This window comes from Streptococcus sp. AM28-20, assembly GCF_003603595.1.
Taxonomy (GTDB): domain Bacteria; phylum Bacillota; class Bacilli; order Lactobacillales; family Streptococcaceae; genus Streptococcus; species Streptococcus ilei.
This window is the reverse complement of record NZ_QTNK01000001.1, coordinates 833,314-848,978: the sequence shown is the minus strand read 5'-3', so window position 1 is coordinate 848,978 and position 15,665 is coordinate 833,314. Positions and strand designations below refer to the sequence as shown.

The following is a 15,665-nucleotide window of genomic DNA, read 5'->3' as shown; positions in this document are numbered from 1 at the left end:
TAAAACGGAGGATAAATAATGGCTTGTAATAATTTATATGATTCAATTACTAAATCTAGACAAATCCATAGGCTTTGTCATTTCACACATGTTTCAAATTTAAGTAATATACTAAAAAATGGTATTTTGTCATCAAGAAATATTCCTTATAGTCAATGGAACGATAAAGACAGAGTTGATGGTTATACAGAGTATGTATGTACATCTGTAGAATTACCTAATACATATTGTTTGAATAACATGGTACAGAAGACCGGAACAAATATTGAAGACTGGGTTATCTTTAAAATTAATCCTTATATTATTGACGATACAAGCCTGTTTTGCCCTGTCAATGCAGCTAAGGAATGTGGTAAATATGTGAGTGAAGGAGTTGAAGCTTATGAATCTATATTTTTGAATGATGGATGGGCTAGAAATCCTAATTGGATTTCTAGTATCCCTTCTAATTTACAGGCAGAAGTATTGATAAAAGAGTGCATTCCAGTTAGCCAAATTGAAGCTATTATTTTTCACGAAAATTTTTTTGACGATGATATATTTAAATTAGTAAATCAAGCAAATATTGAGTTAAGACAATCAACAGATTTATTTGATAGTCATAAGACACTTAGATGGTTAAATAGTGGAAGATTTCCATTCGACTTTCCAGTAAATTTAAATGATTATAGGGAGTAAAGATGGCTTATAGACCAGTATTTTATGGAGATGCTTTTGGGTATAAAAAGCACATGATTGATTTTGAGTTTTTTACAGGATTTTCTTTGTCTCAAAAACAAAAGTCAATTCAATCCTTGCATAGTAGTATTATTAGGAATTTTCCAGGAAGAAAGATACTAGAAGTATCTAGTAAATCTCTTGATGAAATAGGTAGACAAGCTAGTGCATTTAACTTAAATATAATTTTAAAATCTGGAAAAGAGTTTTCTGTTGAACAGATTTTTCAAGGGAGTAAGAAATTTAGGCGAGGTGGCTCTCAACTGCACTTGATAGATCAAATGACATCAAAAGAATTAAAAAAGTATATTGGTAAACTTCACCAAGTTGATGAATTAGTTTCTTTTGAATGTTTTGGTCAAATATTTCCACTAAAACCTCAAACATTTTTTTATAATTGGCTTTATATTAACTCTCTTCACAAAAATCAATTATTGGCTAATCAAATTATAAATTATGATACATTTACTGATATAGAATTTAATCCAAATAAATCAAAAAATTGTCAAGCTGAAGCATGTTCTATTTATGTTTACTTATACAAGAGTAATTTGCTAGATTATGCTTTATCTAGTAAAGAGAATTTTTTGCAAGTTGTTTACCGAGAACAAATATGCAACTCTTGCTCTAATATTGAAGGGAATGATAGTAAAGAAATTTCATTGTTTGATTATGAAGAAGAACTCAAACCGTTAAGAGAATCTTATTCCAAAAAAGTTCCTAAATATAGAAATAGTAGCTTTAATGATGAATGGATTCACCAAATCCTTGGAAAAACTGTTGAAATAATTATGGGGCAATCACCTGATAGTAAAAACTATACTGATAATCCAAATGATTATATATTAGTACAAGGTAATGCAGATATGCAGAATGGTAGGGTTGTTCCAAGAGTCTGGACAACACAGATTACAAAGTTAGCCGAAAAAGGTGATCTAATTTTAAGTGTTCGAGCACCCGTTGGAGATATAGGTAAGACAGACTACAATGTTGTTTTAGGTCGTGGGGTAGCCGCGATAAAAGGAAATGAGTTTTTGTTTCATCTATTAACAAAAATGAAACAATCTCACTATTGGGCAAAATTCTCTACGGGCTCAACTTTTGAGAGTATTAATTCAGATGATATAAAATTAGCTGAAATTTATTTGCCTAGTATAGAAGAACAGTCCGCTATTGGCTCCCTTTTCCGCACCCTCGACGACCTTCTGGCTAGCTACAAGGATAATCTCGCCAACTACCAATCTCTCAAGGTAACCATGCTCTCCAAGATGTTTCCAAAAGCTGGACAAACAGTTCCTGAGATTCGGTTGGATGGATTTGAAGGTGAGTGGGGAAAATATTACCTAGGTAATATTTTTGAACAAGTATCAAATTATATTGAACCTTCTACAGAAAACGAGTTATGGAGTTTAACAGTTGAGAAGGGATTAACACCTAAAACAGATCGTTACAAAAGAGATTTTTTGGTAAAAAAGAATGATAAATTTAAAAAGGTTGATGTACAGGAGTTTGTTTATAATCCAATGAATCTTACATTAGGTGCTTTGGATTTAAACGATAATGAAGTTACTATTTCAGTTTCTGGTTATTATGTTGTGATGAAAAACAGAAATATGGAAAAATTTGATAATGATTTTTTGAAAATTCTATTAAAAACAACGTACGCAATTTATCAATATAAACAGTTTGCTACAGGAACTCTAATTGAAAAACAACGTGTACAGTTTCCAACTTTCTCGGAGATTCCATTTTATTTACCACCAATAGCCGAACAACAAGCCATCGGCGCCTATTTCTCTAACCTTGATAACCTCATCAACTCTTACCAAGAAAAAATTTCTCAGCTAGAAACACTCAAAAAGAAACTCTTGCAAGATATGTTTATCTAACCTTCAAATAATATCCTTATCAGTATCCATAAGCACACACTTTTTCGAATAGTATAAGTGAGCCCCTTTGATTCGTTCAAAGGCGCTCCTTAGTGTTTAATAACTTAAAAGTATTTACTTTTAATAACTTTAGAGTTATAATAAATTCGAAAAGGGGTTGCTTTGTGCACGCTATTTATTTTTATAAGGATAAACAGGGGAATCAACCGGTCTTGGACTACATGCGGGACTTAGCTCGTCGCGATAATAAGGACAGCCGGATCAAACTGAACAAGCTCAACGACTATATCGAGCTTTTGAGCCAGCATGGAACACGTGCTGGCCAACCCTACATCAAGCATCTGGATGCAGAGATCTGGGAGTTGAGACCCTTGCGGGATCGGATTTTATTCGTGGCTTGGCTGGATGGGAGTTTTGTCTTACTGCATCATTTTGTCAAAAAGACGCAAAAGACACCTAGACGAGAGATCGAGAAAGCCAAGCGGGAGTTGCAAGATTTGAAGGAAAGAGGGCTAAGAGATGAAGAATAGTGCCATCGGCAGCAATTGGAAAGATGTGAGAGCAGAGCTCTTCACCAAGGAAGAAATCCTGGAAAGTGACCTGCGAGTTGCGATTATGACGGAGCTGATCGAGGCTCGGCATGAAAAGGGCATTAGCCAAAAGAAACTAGAAGAACTCAGTGGGGTCAGTCAACCGGTCATCGCTCGGATGGAGACAGGAAAGACCAGTCCTCAATTGGACACGGTCTTGAAAGTATTAGCCAGTCTAGGCAAGACCCTCGCTGTCGTCCCACTGGAACAAGAAAAGGTCTAAAAGAAATCAGAAAGAATTACTATGGAAACAACACAAACCTCCCAGTCGCTCTACCAAGCCCTGTGGAACTCAGCGGATGTGCTCCGCTCTAAGATGGATGCCAATGACTATAAGTCTTACCTTTTGGGGATGATCTTTTACAAGTACCTCTCAGATAAGTTGCTCTTCTTCGTGGCGGAGACCTTGGAGGAGGAGACAGAGAGTCTGGATGAAGCCTTGGCGCTTTACCGATCCTACTATGAGGATCCAGACTCTCAAGAGGACTTGATCACTGTCATCACCGATGAGCTCAACTATGTCATCAAGCCTGACTTGACCTTTACGGCCTTGGTAGACCGGGTCAATGAAGGGACCTTCCAGCTGGAAGATCTGGCTCAAGGCTTCCGAGACATCGAGCAAAGTGATGACCTCTATGAGAATCTCTTTGAGGACATTGATCTCTACTCCAAAAAGCTAGGGGCCACTCCTCAAAAGCAAAACCAGCTAGTGGCTGCCGTTATGAAAGAATTGGCAGTGCTGGACGTGGCAGGTCATGCGGGTGATATGCTTGGAGATGCTTATGAGTACTTGATTGGTCAGTTTGCGACCGACTCGGGTAAGAAAGCTGGAGAGTTCTATACGCCCCAGCCTGTAGCCAAGCTCATGACCCAGATTGCCTTTTTAGGGCGTGAAGACGAGCAGGGCTTTACCATCTACGATGCCACCATGGGATCGGGCTCCCTCTTGCTCAATGCCAAGAAATTTTCTCACCAGCCTCAAACCGTCCAGTACTTTGGTCAGGAGCTCAATACCTCTACCTATAACCTGGCTCGGATGAACATGATCCTACACGGGGTTCCTGTGGAAAACCAGTTCTTGCACAATGCCGATACGCTGGACGAAGACTGGCCGACCCAAGAGCCGACCAACTTTGATGGGGTCCTCATGAACCCACCATACTCAGCCAAGTGGTCTGCAAGCTCTGGCTTCCTCCAAGATCCACGCTTCTCCCCATTTGGTAAGCTGGCGCCTCAGTCCAAGGCAGACTTCGCCTTCCTCTTGCACGGTTATTACCACCTCAAGCAGGACAAGGGTGTCATGGCTATCGTCCTTCCTCACGGGGTCCTTTTCCGTGGCAATGCTGAAGGAATCATTCGCAAGGCCTTGCTGGAAGAAGGGGCTATCGATACCGTGATCGGTCTTCCTGCCAATATCTTCTTCAATACCAGCATCCCAACGACGGTCATCATTCTCAAAAAGAACCGGACCAATAGGGACGTTTACTTTATCGATGCCTCTAAGGAATTTGACAAGGGTAAGAACCAGAATATTATGACGGATGCCCATATCGAGAAGATCCTTAAGGCCTATAAGAGTAGAGAGGACATGGATAAGTTTGCCCATCTAGCTAGCTTTGAGGAGATCGTCGAGAATGACTACAACCTCAATATCCCACGCTATGTGGATACCTTTGAGGAAGAAGAAGTAGAACCACTAACAGAGATCGTGGCTAAGATCAACCAAACCAATGCCACTATCGAGACCCAGACAGCCTCTCTTCTAGATATGCTCAGCCAGCTTCATGGAACGACACCAGAAGCTGATGCCGAACTCAAGAAATTTGTCCAAGAGTTTAAGGGGTAGTTCTTAATACATTTAACAGACAATTCCCTCCTTAGTTTTCTAAGGAGGGTTTTCTGTCGAGTTGTTTTTCTTGCTTCTTTTATAAAAGAGTGTATAATGTTGTAATAAAAAAGGTTACAACAAAAAACGAAACCGAAAAGGAGACACCTATGCCTTACGCATACAATAGCAAGATTTACTTGGCAGAAGCAGTCCTCAATGTGAAGGATCTGGCCCGTCAGACCGCTTTTTACACCCAGATTCTGGGTTTGGAGATTTTGTCTCAGACTGAGGAGGAAGTTCTTCTTGGGGCTGGAGGCAAGCCCTTGGTTCATCTCATCCAAACGGTTCGGACCGAGCCTGTTAAGGCTAGCTACGGTCTCTACCACATGGCCATTCTCCTACCTAGTCGGGAGGACTTGGCGGATGTCTTCAAGCATATGGCTGAGCTGAAGGTTCCCTTTGTCGGGGCTGCTGACCATGGCTACAGCGAAGCTCTCTATCTTGAAGATCCAGAGGGCAACGGTATTGAGCTCTACCGGGATAAGCCAGTTGCGGAGTGGGATATCCGTGAGGATGGTCGTATCATTGGCGTGACGGAGGAGCTCTCTGCCCAAGAGATCTATGAGATGGGCCGCAAGGTGGAGCCCTTCCAGATTGCGTCCGCTACCCGCATGGGTCATATTCACCTCTCTGTGAGAGATAGCCAAGCAGCGTCAGCCTTTTATCAGAAGGTGCTAGACCTGTCGGATAAGTTCACCGTCCCATCAGCCAGCTGGATCGCTTCTGGGGATTACCACCATCACCTGGCAGTCAATGAGTGGGGTGGCAAGCACTTGGCTAAACGTGAAGCACAGCTTCCTGGCCTAGCCTATTACATCGTCCACGTAGAAAAGAAAGAAGACTTGGTTGCCATCGCAGAGCGAGCAAAAGAGCAGGAGGCACCAGTCACCTGGCTGACCTCAAGTGAGCTCGCGTTTACAGATCCGGATGGGATCGTGACTCGAGTTAGAAAGGGTTAGAAAGCTTGATAAATTAGGGTTTTTGAGAGAAAAAACAGAAATAGTAAAAATTAGTGATATTTCAAGATGTAATTCTTGACATTACATCTAGGCCATGTATAATAGTTTTTGTAATAAATAAACTTACAACAGAAGGAGGAAACAACTATGAAAAACATTTTATTTATCGTCGGATCCCTTCGTCAAGGATCTTTTAACCACCAAATGGCTAAGAAAGCAGAAAGCCTTCTTGAAGGAAAAGCAACAGTGACTTACTTGGACTACAAGGACATCCCGATGATGAACCAAGATTTGGAAACTCCAACCTTACCAGCAGTGCAAGCAGCGCGTGATGCGGTCCTTGCGGCAGATGCTATCTGGATCTTCTCACCAGTTTATAACTTTGCTATTCCTGGTGTGGTGAAAAACTTGATCGACTGGTTCAGCCGTGCCCTTGACCTATCAGAAACTCGTGGTCCATCTGCCCTCCAAGACAAGATCGTAACAGTCTCTTCAGTCGCTAATGCAGGACACGAGCCAATGTTTGCGGCTTACCAAGCCCTCTTGCCATTCGTTCGTACACAAGTAGTGGGAGACTTCACAGGAACAACCGTTAACCCAGAAGCTTGGACAACAGGTGAATTGGTCTTGACAGACGAAGCAATCGCAGGATTGGAAAAACAAGCCCAAGCCTTGTTGGAAGCGTAAAAAAAGCTGAGACTTCTGTCTCAGCTTTTTTAGATACTAAACAATTGTCCGAAGAGATAGGTAACACCCATAGTCAGTAGTCCGATGACCAAGTTACGGATCATGGCTTGCTTGGTAGGAGCTTTTCCTAGCTTGGCACTGGTGTAGCCAGTAAAGAGAAGGGAAAGGGCGACGATGATCACCGTTGCTGGGATCCGGATTTCTTTTGGCAAGAGGATGATCGACAGCATAGGAGGAAGAGATCCGAGGACAAAGGCAATAAAGCTCGAGATGGCCGCATGCCAAGGATTAGTAAACTCTTCAAACTCCAGGCCATATTTTTCTTCCACCAAGGCTTTGAGAGGGTGTTTGAGAAAGGCCCGCTCGGTCATGATTTGAGCAGCCGTTTCACATTCCCCATTTTGAATATAGGCCACATAGAGGGAGTCGCGTGCAGCCTTTGGATCGCGATCCAGAAGGGTTTGTTCTCTGCTCACAGCAGCTTCTTCTGTATCCTTTTGGGTAGATACAGAGACGTATTCACCACCCGCCATAGAGAAGGCACCAGCTAGAATTGCAGAGAGACCAGAGAGAAAGATGATCCAGAGGTTACTGGTCGCACTGGCAACCCCGATAACAACTCCAGCGATTGAGATAATGCCATCATTGGCACCGAGCACTCCAGCCCGTAAGATATTTAAGCGGTCGTTGAAAGAAGCATCAAGGCCATGTTTTGTTTCAGTCATACTTGTCTCCTGATTCCTTATTTAGAATGATTATAATTAAAGTTAAGTAATATTGCAAGACTTTTGTCCTAAATGATAAAAGTTCGACAATTTAAGAAAGGTCTATAATGGGTAGAAGGTCTATCTCATCTTAAAAATGTACCGTCAGCAGAAGGAGCTAAGATATTATAATGCTTTGACAATCGAAATAATTTTAGATATAATTCTATAAATGAATTATGAATAGGAGTCAACCATGAAAAAATTAGTCGCAAGCGGTATTACCCTTCTCTCGGTCTTGACCTTGGTCGCATGTTCGGGAAATCAAACTGCAAAACCAAAGGCTTCTTCAGAGAAGTCTTCAAGCAAGGTGGAGAAATCTTCTTCTAAGAAGTCTTCCTCATCTAAGAAGAAATCATCTTCATCAAAGAAATTTGAATTGACAGATGATACAAGCAGCTCTTCTAGTCAGTCTACTTCAGGCTCTGGCGCTCAAGCAACAGCTCCAGAAGTTGTTTTGGTAACAGATCAGGAAATTGAAAATGCGAAAACAATCGGGGATATCAAGGGACTTTATGCAAAACTAGCTGAAAATTACAAGAAGCATGCCAATGAATTGGGTGAAAAGTTGCCAAAATCTGAACAAGAATCTTACTTCAAGACCTTGGAACCTGGTATCAAGAAGATGGATGAAGAGTTGGCTTCTGTGAATGAAACTCTTACTCAATTTGGAGATGATACAACGCTTTTCCCAGAAGAGCACCGTGCAGCCTTTATTGAGGCCTTCAAAGCAACCCGTGATACCATGACAAATGCTTTGGTAACTGCTTATAAGTTTGTTGGAGGTTTGAGTAGCTAAGGCCCCTGTCTTCTCTGTGGGGACTCAGTTTCCTCAGCTGTAGATTGGATCTGAAAAGAAATAAAGAAAGAGAGAGTGGGACAGAAATCGGTAATTCGTTAGAGTTCGATTTCGTCGTCCCACCTCCGCACAGTTGAGTAGGGCTGTAAAAGCTGATGAAATCAGCGTAGTAGAGCCCACTCAACCACTGCGTCTTGCTCGACTATCCAAAGACAATTGAGAGGCTAGGACTTTTATCCCAGCCTTTTTTTGCTTTCTATCTGAGCTAGTCTTTTAGGGGCAGTCGTGCTATAATCGTACTAGCAGATTATTGAAGGAGAAATTCATGAATCAAACAGTTGAATATCTAAAAGAACTCACAGCCATCGCATCACCGACAGGCTTTACAGAAGAAGTGGCTACCTATCTAGTCAAGACTTTGACAGACATGGGCTACAGCCCTGTTCGGACAGCTAAGGGAGGCGTAACCGTTGTCCTCAAGGGTGAGAATGACGAGCAACACCGCTACATCACAGCCCATGTGGATACCTTGGGAGCGATTGTCCGTGCTGTGAAACCAGATGGTCGTCTCAAGCTGGATCGCATCGGTGGCTTCCCTTGGAACATGATCGAAGGGGAAAACTGTACCGTCCATGTGGCCAATACAGGAAAGACACATTCGGGTACTATTCTTGTCCACCAAACCTCTTGCCACGTCTACAAGGATGCGGGAACTGTGGAGCGGACTCAGGACAATATGGAAGTGCGCTTGGATGAAAAAGTGACCTCTGAAAAAGAAACCCGTGACTTGGGGATTGAAGTCGGAGACTTTATCAGCTTTGATGCTCGGACCATCGTCACAGATACAGGCTTTATCAAGTCTCGTCACTTGGATGACAAGGTCAGCGCTGCCATCTTGCTTAATCTCCTTCGCGTCTACAAGGAAGAAGGCGTGACCCTACCAGTGACGACTCACTTTGCCTTTTCTGTCTTTGAAGAAGTGGGACATGGGGCTAACTCTAGCATCCCAGCTCAAGCGGTTGAATACTTAGCAGTGGACATGGGGGCGATGGGAGATGACCAGCAGACAGACGAGTACACAGTTTCTATCTGTGTCAAAGATGCTTCTGGTCCATACCACTATGGTTTCCGCCAGCACTTGGTGGCCTTGGCCAAGGAGCAAAACATCCCTTACAAACTGGACATCTATCCTTTCTATGGCTCGGATGCCTCTGCAGCCATGAGCGCAGGTGCAGAAGTCAAGCATGGTCTTCTCGGAGCAGGGATCGAGTCTAGCCACTCCTATGAGCGGACCCATGTAGATTCTGTGGTGGCGACAGAGCGTATGGTCGATGCCTATCTCAAGAGTGACTTGGTGAAATAAGCTTCGTTTTCAAGGTTAAAACATAGGATTGAGTCTGCCTGGTCCAGTTGACTGGGTAGATTTTTTAGGATAAACTGTCAAAAAATTCTTGACAAGCCAAAAAAATGTAGTAAAATATGTAGTAAATCAGAAAGTAACTAGTCTAAGATTTTCAGGGAGCCTGCGGGTATTGTGAGCAGGTAGTCGGGATTAGTGAACATTGGGCTGATTGTTTAGAGTAGGAGAGGATAACACATATTCTTCTCGGTAGGCACCCCTTATCGTGCAACTCCTTGTTAGAGGAGATAGAGATAATGGTCGCTTTCTACCCTTTTGACCATTAACTGAGGTGGTACCGTGTTAAACCCGATTTAATGCCCTCACAGAGTGTTACTCTGTGAGGTTTTTTGTATTCTGTTGAAGTTGGTCAGCTTGCTAACTTCGAAGAGTATTGTATGTGCTTGGATCAGGACTTGCATCGCTTCGTCCCTAGGAAAAGAAAGGAATTCCTATGAAAAAAATTTTACCAGCTGATACCTTAACCCCCATTCTAGCCTACATGCGTGTCCAAGGTGACCATAAGGTCATCCTTGAGTCAATCCCGCGTGAAAAGGAGAATGCCCGCTTTTCTATCGTGGCCTATAATCCAGTATTTGAGGTGACCTATCAGGATGGCATCCTTTATGAGAATGGCAAGGTACTGGAGCAAGATCCTTTTGACTACCTCCACCAGGTAACAGTAAAGGGGCTGACATCTGATCTTCCTTTTGCCGGAGGGGCTATCGGCTTTGCGGGCTATGATATGATCGGAGTCTATGAGGAGATTGGAAGGATTCCTCAGGATACCATCGGGACACCAGACATGCATTTCTTCATCTACGAATCCTATTTGATCTTTGACCACAAGAAGGAAAAAGTATATGTGGTGGAGGACAATATCTACTCTGGTCGGAGCAATGATGCAGTCCGCCAATCACTGGGGAAAGTGGTGACTGATCTACAAACTCAAGCACCAAATGAGTTCACCCCTCAGGCCTTGCAGGCCCTGCACTTCAGCAACCACATCGAAAAAGAAGTCTTTATGGAGATGGTGGCCAAGGCCAAGAAACTGATCCGAGAAGGTGATATGTTCCAGTGTGTCCTCAGTCAACGCTTCTCAGCAGACTTCGAAGGAGATCCCTTGGATTATTACCGAAATTTACGCGTGACCAACCCATCAAACTATCTCTATTTCTACGACTTTGGGGACTACCAAATCATTGGGGCCAGTCCGGAAAGCTTGGTATCGGTGAAAAAAGGAGAGGTGACCACCAATCCGATAGCTGGAACCCGTCCTCGTGGGGCGACGGAGGAAGAGGACCAAGCCTTGGCTCATGAACTCCTTCACGATGTCAAGGAAACAGCTGAGCACCGCATGTTAGTGGACCTGGGGCGCAATGATATCGGGAAAATCGTCCAAAACGGGACGGTCGAAGTGACCAAGTATATGGAAGTGGAGTACTTCCGTTATGTCATGCATCTGACCAGTGTGATCAAGGGGCAACTCCTGCCTCACCTAACAGCCTTAGATGCTTTGAAAGCTACCCTACCAGCGGGAACAGTCTCTGGAGCTCCTAAGATTCGGGCCATGCGTCGGATCTATGAGTTGGAAGAGGAAAAACGTGGGGTCTATGCGGGAGCTATTGGTTACCTCTCTGCGACAGGAGATATGGACTTTGCCATTGCTATCCGGACCATGATCCTCAAAAATCAAAAGGCCTACGTCCAAGCAGGAGCAGGGATTGTCTACGACAGTGTTCCGGAGAATGAATTTTACGAAACGATTAACAAGGCAAAATCAATGACAAGAATAGGAGATGTTCAATGATTTTATTAGTGGATAATTACGATTCCTTCACCTATAATTTGGCCCAATACTTGGGAACTTTTACAGAGGTTGAGGTCTTGCGAAATGATGATGAGCGCTTGTATGAGCAGGCGGAAGTAGCAGATGCCCTCGTCTTCTCTCCAGGTCCAGGCTGGCCAGCAGATGCTGGTCAAATGGAAGCCATGATCAAGGACTTTGCAGGTAAGAAACCTATGTTGGGGATTTGCTTAGGTCACCAAGCCCTGGCGGAGACCTTTGGTGGCAAGTTGCGCCTGGCTAAGAATGTCATGCATGGCAAACAAAGCCAGATTACCTTTGAAACACCTTCACCAATTTTTGAGGATATTGACAATGAAGTACCCATCATGCGTTACCATTCGATCGTCGTTGATCAAATGCCAGAAGAATTTGAGGTCACGGCCATTACTACGGACGACCAAGAAATCATGGCCATTCAACACAAGAGTCTGCCCATCTATGGCCTTCAATACCATCCTGAGAGTATCGGTAGTCCAGATGGCCTAAAAATGATCGAAAATTTTGTGAAGCTAGTCCTAGACTAGACCGGCAGTTCCAAGCAGATAGAATACCTAATAAACGTGTAGAAAAGACAAGAGGAAACCCTTATGAAAGAACTATTCTTACAAATCTCTAATCGCCAAGACTTGACCCAAGAGCAAGTTCAAGAAGTCTTTGATCAAATCTTGCAGAACCAACTATCAGAAAGTCAAATCGCTGCCTTTTTGATGGGACTCAAAACCAAGGGAGAAACAGCGGACGAAATTACAGGGATTGTGCGCGCCTTAAAGGCCCATGTAACGGTTTTACCCGAGACCTTTTCAGATGCCATGTGTAACTGTGGGACTGGTGGCGATCAATCCTATAGCTTTAACATTTCAACGACGGTTTGCTTCGTTCTGGCTGCTGGAGGGATCCGCATGGCCAAGGCTGGCAATCGCTCGGTTTCTTCCAAGTCAGGCTCTGCGGATGTCCTAGAAGCGCTTGGCATCAACGTAGCTGCTTCGCCAGAAACCCTCTCTAAGGCTTTGGACGAGGTTGGTTTGGCCTTTATCTTTGCTCAGACCATGCATCCGGCTATGCGCTTCATTGGCCCTGCTCGCCAAGCTATGGGGATTCCAACGATCATGAACCTGGTCGGCCCTCTGGCGAATCCGCTGGATCTAGAAACACAACTCATGGGTCTTTATCGTGTCGAATTGCAAGAAATTGTCGCCCATGCTATCCAACAGTTGGGACGCAAACGTGCAGTGGTCATCACAGGTCCTGACAATATGGACGAAGCGGCTCTCTATGGGACCAATACCTACACCCTGCTAGAAGATGGGAACATCAGCCAGCATACCTTTACCTATGAAGATCTGGGGATGGAAAAGGTGGAGCTGTCCGAAATTACAGGTGGTGATGCCAAGGAAAATGCTGCGATTCTCCTCAGTGTCTTGAAGAATGAAGCCAGCCCTTATCTTGAAACGACGGTTCTCAACGCTGGTCTTGGCTTCTTTGCTAATGGAAAAGTCGCAACGATCAAAGAAGGTGTAGAGTTGGCGCGCCAATTGATAGCGGATGGTTCTGCCCTTGCTAAATTGCAACACTTACAAGAGGTTCAAGTATGAGTAAAGCCTTTCTACCAACGATTCTAGAACAAAAAGAAAAAGAGGTGGCTCAAATGGTCATGGAAGATCTACAACCTCTTCGTCAGACCTACCGTCTCTATGATTTTCTCAAGAGTGATCAAGAGCACTTACAAATCATCGCCGAGGTGAAGAAGGCTAGTCCTAGTATGGGGGATATCAATCTGGATGTGGATATTGTCGCCCAAGCTAAGACCTATGAAGAAAATGGGGCAGCCATGATCTCGGTCTTGACTGACCAAGTCTTCTTTAAGGGAAATCTAGACTACCTTCGTGAGATTTCTTGCCAGGTGACGATTCCAACCTTGGCCAAAGATTTTATCATTGATGAGAAACAAATTGTCCGCTCTCGCAATGCGGGAGCTACAGTCATTCTCTTGATAGTCGCAGCCCTACCAGAAGCCCGGCTCAAAGAACTCTATGACTTTGCAACGGAGCTTGGTTTGGAGGTTCTTGTAGAAACCCATAACTTACCTGAGCTCGAAATAGCCCATCGGATTGGGGCTGACATCATCGGGGTCAACAACCGGAACCTCGTCACCTTTGAAACGGATCTGAATACCAGTCTTGAATTGTCTACGCATTTCAAAGACCGGCCCGTTTATATATCTGAGTCCGCTATTTTTAATGGAGCAGATGCAGTCCTAGTCGCTCCCTACTTCAATGGAATTTTAGTAGGGACTGCTCTCATGACAGCAGGGGATGTAGCAGAAAAGGTCAAGGAGTTACAAATTGACAAAGGTTAAAATATGTGGCCTGTCTACAGTGGAAGCAGTGGAGACAGCTGTCCTAGCAGGCGCAGACTATATCGGTTTTGTGTTCGCTGCGAGCAAACGACAAGTCAGTCTGGAGCAAGCCCAGGAATTGGCAAAACGGGTGACTGGCAAGACCAAAATTGTCGGAGTCTTTGTCTCACCGAGTCTAGAGGACTTGGAGCAAGCCATTGGTCAGGTTCCCTTAGACATGGTTCAGATTCATGGAACCTTTGATGAAGCTCTGATTCCATTGATTTCAGTTCCCGTCATTCGAGCGATCCAGCTCAGTGATCAGGAAGCCCAAGTAAGCAGCCAGGCAGATTATCTGCTCTTTGATGCTCCAGTAGCTGGGAGTGGTCAAGCCTTTGATTGGGGCTTGCTGAAAGATCAGAAGATCCAGCAGGACTTCTTTATAGCAGGGGGCTTGACAGTGGACAATGTCCGCCAAGCTAGAGAGACCTTTCAGCCATATGCAGTAGATGTATCCTCGGGGGTCGAAACGGACGGTCGCAAAGATATAGAAAAGATAAAAGCATTTATAGAAGGAGCGAAAGCATGAACTATCAACTACCGGATGAAAAAGGATTTTATGGAAAATTTGGAGGACAGTTTGTTCCAGAAACCCTGATGACAGCCGTGATTGAACTCGATAAGGCTTATAGGGAAGCCAAAGCAGATCCAAGCTTTCAAGCGGAATTGGATGACTTGCTCAAGAATTATGTGGGACGGGAGACTCCACTTTACCATGCCAAAAGTCTTTCTAAGCACATCGGTGGAGCACAAATCTACCTGAAACGGGAAGACCTCAACCACACAGGGGCTCACAAGATTAACAATGCCCTTGGGCAGGTCTTGCTGGCTAAACGGATGGGCAAGAAGAAGATCATCGCAGAGACAGGGGCTGGTCAACACGGGGTAGCGACTGCGACGGCTGCGGCTCTCTTCGAGATGGAGTGTACCATCTACATGGGGGAGGAAGATGTCAAACGCCAAGCTCTCAACGTCTTTCGGATGGAGCTCTTGGGAGCAAAAGTTCATAGTGTAACAGACGGATCTCGCGTGCTAAAAGATGCGGTTAATGCGGCCCTTCGTGCATGGGTAGCTGGGATTGATGATACCCATTACATCATGGGATCTGCCCTCGGACCAGCTCCCTTCCCAGAGATTGTTCGAGATTTTCAATCTGTTATTGGTAAGGAAGCGAAACGTCAGTTTGCAGAGGTCTCAGGTGGAAAACTTCCTGACGCGGTCTTAGCTTGTATCGGTGGGGGTTCCAATGCCATTGGCATGTTTTATCCCTTCGTAGAAGATGAATCTGTAGCTATGTACGGAGCAGAGGCGTCTGGCCTTGGTTTGAATACGGACAAACACGCAGCTACCTTTGCCAAAGGTCGTCCAGGAATCCTTCACGGAGCCTTGATGGAAGTGCTTCAAGATGCCCATGGACAAATCATGGAAGCTTTCTCCATCTCTGCTGGTTTGGATTATCCTGGTGTGGGTCCAGAGCATTGCTATTTCAATGAAATTGGCCGGGCAACCTATGATGCGATCACGGATGAAGAAGCCCTTGAAGGATTTCAATTGCTTTCACGTTTGGAAGGGATTATCCCAGCCTTGGAGTCCAGTCATGCTATCGCTCTAGCGCAAAAAGTCGCAGCGGAAATGAGTCCAGATCAAACGCTCATCGTCTGCCTATCTGGTCGTGGAGACAAGGATGTCATGCAGGTAAAAGAACGGTTTGAAGCAGAAGGGAAGTAGA

At 44.3% G+C, this 15,665-nt stretch carries 16 protein-coding genes; 15 read left to right on the top strand and 1 reads right to left on the bottom strand.

Annotation, left to right across the window (positions count from 1 at the left end; all coding sequences use genetic code 11):
* Window positions 1-18: 18 nt before the first annotated feature.
* The 7 genes from DW738_RS04430 to DW738_RS04400 all read left to right on the top strand — a co-directional run bounded on the left by DW738_RS04430 (window position 19) and on the right by DW738_RS04400 (window position 6,730).
* Entirely contained in the window at window positions 19-678 is a 660-nt protein-coding gene (locus DW738_RS04430; RefSeq protein WP_123160443.1) for a DarT ssDNA thymidine ADP-ribosyltransferase family protein, read from the top strand.
* A 2-nt stretch (window positions 679-680) separates the two neighbouring features.
* The gene (locus DW738_RS04425) at window positions 681-2,606 is read left to right on the top strand and encodes a restriction endonuclease subunit S (RefSeq protein WP_123160442.1); all 1,926 of its coding nucleotides are present in this window, start codon (window positions 681-683) and stop codon (window positions 2,604-2,606) included.
* A 164-nt stretch (window positions 2,607-2,770) separates the two neighbouring features.
* Window positions 2,771-3,136, top strand: coding sequence for a type II toxin-antitoxin system RelE/ParE family toxin (locus tag DW738_RS04420; RefSeq protein WP_123160441.1), 366 nt, complete (start codon window positions 2,771-2,773; stop codon window positions 3,134-3,136).
* Window positions 3,126-3,419 carry a helix-turn-helix transcriptional regulator gene (locus DW738_RS04415; RefSeq protein WP_021144391.1) on the top strand — a complete coding sequence of 98 codons (294 nt, stop codon included), beginning with the start codon at window positions 3,126-3,128 and terminating at the stop codon, window positions 3,417-3,419. The genes DW738_RS04420 and DW738_RS04415 overlap by 11 nt, the downstream gene beginning before the upstream one ends.
* 21 nt (window positions 3,420-3,440) lie before the next feature.
* Window positions 3,441-5,042 carry a type I restriction-modification system subunit M gene (locus DW738_RS04410; RefSeq protein WP_123160440.1) on the top strand — a complete coding sequence of 534 codons (1,602 nt, stop codon included), beginning with the start codon at window positions 3,441-3,443 and terminating at the stop codon, window positions 5,040-5,042.
* 149 nt (window positions 5,043-5,191) lie between these two features.
* On the top strand, window positions 5,192-6,043 hold the full coding sequence (locus DW738_RS04405) for a VOC family protein (protein WP_120701790.1): 852 nt from the start codon (window positions 5,192-5,194) through the stop codon (window positions 6,041-6,043).
* A gap of 147 nt (window positions 6,044-6,190) precedes the next feature.
* Entirely contained in the window at window positions 6,191-6,730 is a 540-nt protein-coding gene (locus tag DW738_RS04400; RefSeq protein ID WP_123160439.1) for an NADPH-dependent FMN reductase, read from the top strand.
* A 29-nt stretch (window positions 6,731-6,759) separates the two neighbouring features.
* Here the strand turns inward: DW738_RS04400 and DW738_RS04395 are convergent, their stop codons facing one another.
* Entirely contained in the window at window positions 6,760-7,455 is a 696-nt protein-coding gene (locus DW738_RS04395) for a VIT family protein (protein WP_120701792.1), read from the bottom strand.
* Between the two features lie 235 nt (window positions 7,456-7,690).
* On the opposite strand from DW738_RS04395, the gene DW738_RS04390 reads away from it, so the two are divergent.
* From DW738_RS04390 to trpB, 8 genes are all read left to right on the top strand, one after another.
* Window positions 7,691-8,293 (top strand): hypothetical protein, encoded by a 603-nt coding sequence (locus tag DW738_RS04390; RefSeq protein WP_120701793.1) that lies wholly within the window; start codon window positions 7,691-7,693, stop codon window positions 8,291-8,293.
* Window positions 8,294-8,618: 325 nt separating this feature from the next.
* The gene (locus tag DW738_RS04380; RefSeq protein WP_123160438.1) at window positions 8,619-9,656 is read left to right on the top strand and encodes a M42 family metallopeptidase; all 1,038 of its coding nucleotides are present in this window, start codon (window positions 8,619-8,621) and stop codon (window positions 9,654-9,656) included.
* 490 nt (window positions 9,657-10,146) lie between these two features.
* The gene (gene trpE, locus DW738_RS04375) at window positions 10,147-11,502 is read left to right on the top strand and encodes an anthranilate synthase component I (RefSeq protein ID WP_023027027.1); all 1,356 of its coding nucleotides are present in this window, start codon (window positions 10,147-10,149) and stop codon (window positions 11,500-11,502) included.
* Window positions 11,499-12,065, top strand: coding sequence for an aminodeoxychorismate/anthranilate synthase component II (locus DW738_RS04370; RefSeq protein ID WP_023027026.1), 567 nt, complete (start codon window positions 11,499-11,501; stop codon window positions 12,063-12,065). The genes trpE and DW738_RS04370 overlap by 4 nt, the downstream gene beginning before the upstream one ends.
* 63 nt (window positions 12,066-12,128) lie before the next feature.
* Entirely contained in the window at window positions 12,129-13,133 is a 1,005-nt protein-coding gene (trpD, locus tag DW738_RS04365) for an anthranilate phosphoribosyltransferase (RefSeq protein ID WP_123160437.1), read from the top strand.
* Window positions 13,130-13,897 carry an indole-3-glycerol phosphate synthase TrpC gene (trpC, locus tag DW738_RS04360; RefSeq protein ID WP_123160436.1) on the top strand — a complete coding sequence of 256 codons (768 nt, stop codon included), beginning with the start codon at window positions 13,130-13,132 and terminating at the stop codon, window positions 13,895-13,897. The genes trpD and trpC overlap by 4 nt, the downstream gene beginning before the upstream one ends.
* Window positions 13,884-14,465: a phosphoribosylanthranilate isomerase gene (locus DW738_RS04355; protein WP_123160435.1), complete on the top strand. Its 582-nt coding sequence runs from the start codon at window positions 13,884-13,886 to the stop codon at window positions 14,463-14,465. Before trpC ends, DW738_RS04355 begins: the two co-directional genes overlap by 14 nt.
* Window positions 14,462-15,664, top strand: a complete 1,203-nt coding sequence (gene trpB / locus DW738_RS04350) for a tryptophan synthase subunit beta (protein ID WP_123159071.1) — start codon at window positions 14,462-14,464, stop codon at window positions 15,662-15,664. The genes DW738_RS04355 and trpB overlap by 4 nt, the downstream gene beginning before the upstream one ends.
* Window position 15,665: the final 1 nt, after the last annotated feature.

What these genes read in the sequence shown, in the direction of transcription:
- DW738_RS04370 (WP_023027026.1), top strand. Translation starts at nt 11,499, where the DNA reads ATGATTTTATTAGTGGATAATTACGATTCCTTCACCTATAATTTGGCC.
- DW738_RS04380 (WP_123160438.1), top strand. Translation starts at nt 8,619, where the DNA reads ATGAATCAAACAGTTGAATATCTAAAAGAACTCACAGCCATCGCATCA.
- trpD (WP_123160437.1), top strand. Translation starts at nt 12,129, where the DNA reads ATGAAAGAACTATTCTTACAAATCTCTAATCGCCAAGACTTGACCCAA.
- DW738_RS04410 (WP_123160440.1), top strand. Translation starts at nt 3,441, where the DNA reads ATGGAAACAACACAAACCTCCCAGTCGCTCTACCAAGCCCTGTGGAAC.
- DW738_RS04405 (WP_120701790.1), top strand. Translation starts at nt 5,192, where the DNA reads ATGCCTTACGCATACAATAGCAAGATTTACTTGGCAGAAGCAGTCCTC.
- trpC (WP_123160436.1), top strand. Translation starts at nt 13,130, where the DNA reads ATGAGTAAAGCCTTTCTACCAACGATTCTAGAACAAAAAGAAAAAGAG.
- DW738_RS04400 (WP_123160439.1), top strand. Translation starts at nt 6,191, where the DNA reads ATGAAAAACATTTTATTTATCGTCGGATCCCTTCGTCAAGGATCTTTT.
- DW738_RS04415 (WP_021144391.1), top strand. Translation starts at nt 3,126, where the DNA reads ATGAAGAATAGTGCCATCGGCAGCAATTGGAAAGATGTGAGAGCAGAG.
- DW738_RS04390 (WP_120701793.1), top strand. Translation starts at nt 7,691, where the DNA reads ATGAAAAAATTAGTCGCAAGCGGTATTACCCTTCTCTCGGTCTTGACC.
- DW738_RS04430 (WP_123160443.1), top strand. Translation starts at nt 19, where the DNA reads ATGGCTTGTAATAATTTATATGATTCAATTACTAAATCTAGACAAATC.
- DW738_RS04425 (WP_123160442.1), top strand. Translation starts at nt 681, where the DNA reads ATGGCTTATAGACCAGTATTTTATGGAGATGCTTTTGGGTATAAAAAG.
- trpE (WP_023027027.1), top strand. Translation starts at nt 10,147, where the DNA reads ATGAAAAAAATTTTACCAGCTGATACCTTAACCCCCATTCTAGCCTAC.
- DW738_RS04395 (WP_120701792.1), bottom strand. Translation starts at nt 7,455, where the DNA reads ATGACTGAAACAAAACATGGCCTTGATGCTTCTTTCAACGACCGCTTA.
- trpB (WP_123159071.1), top strand. Translation starts at nt 14,462, where the DNA reads ATGAACTATCAACTACCGGATGAAAAAGGATTTTATGGAAAATTTGGA.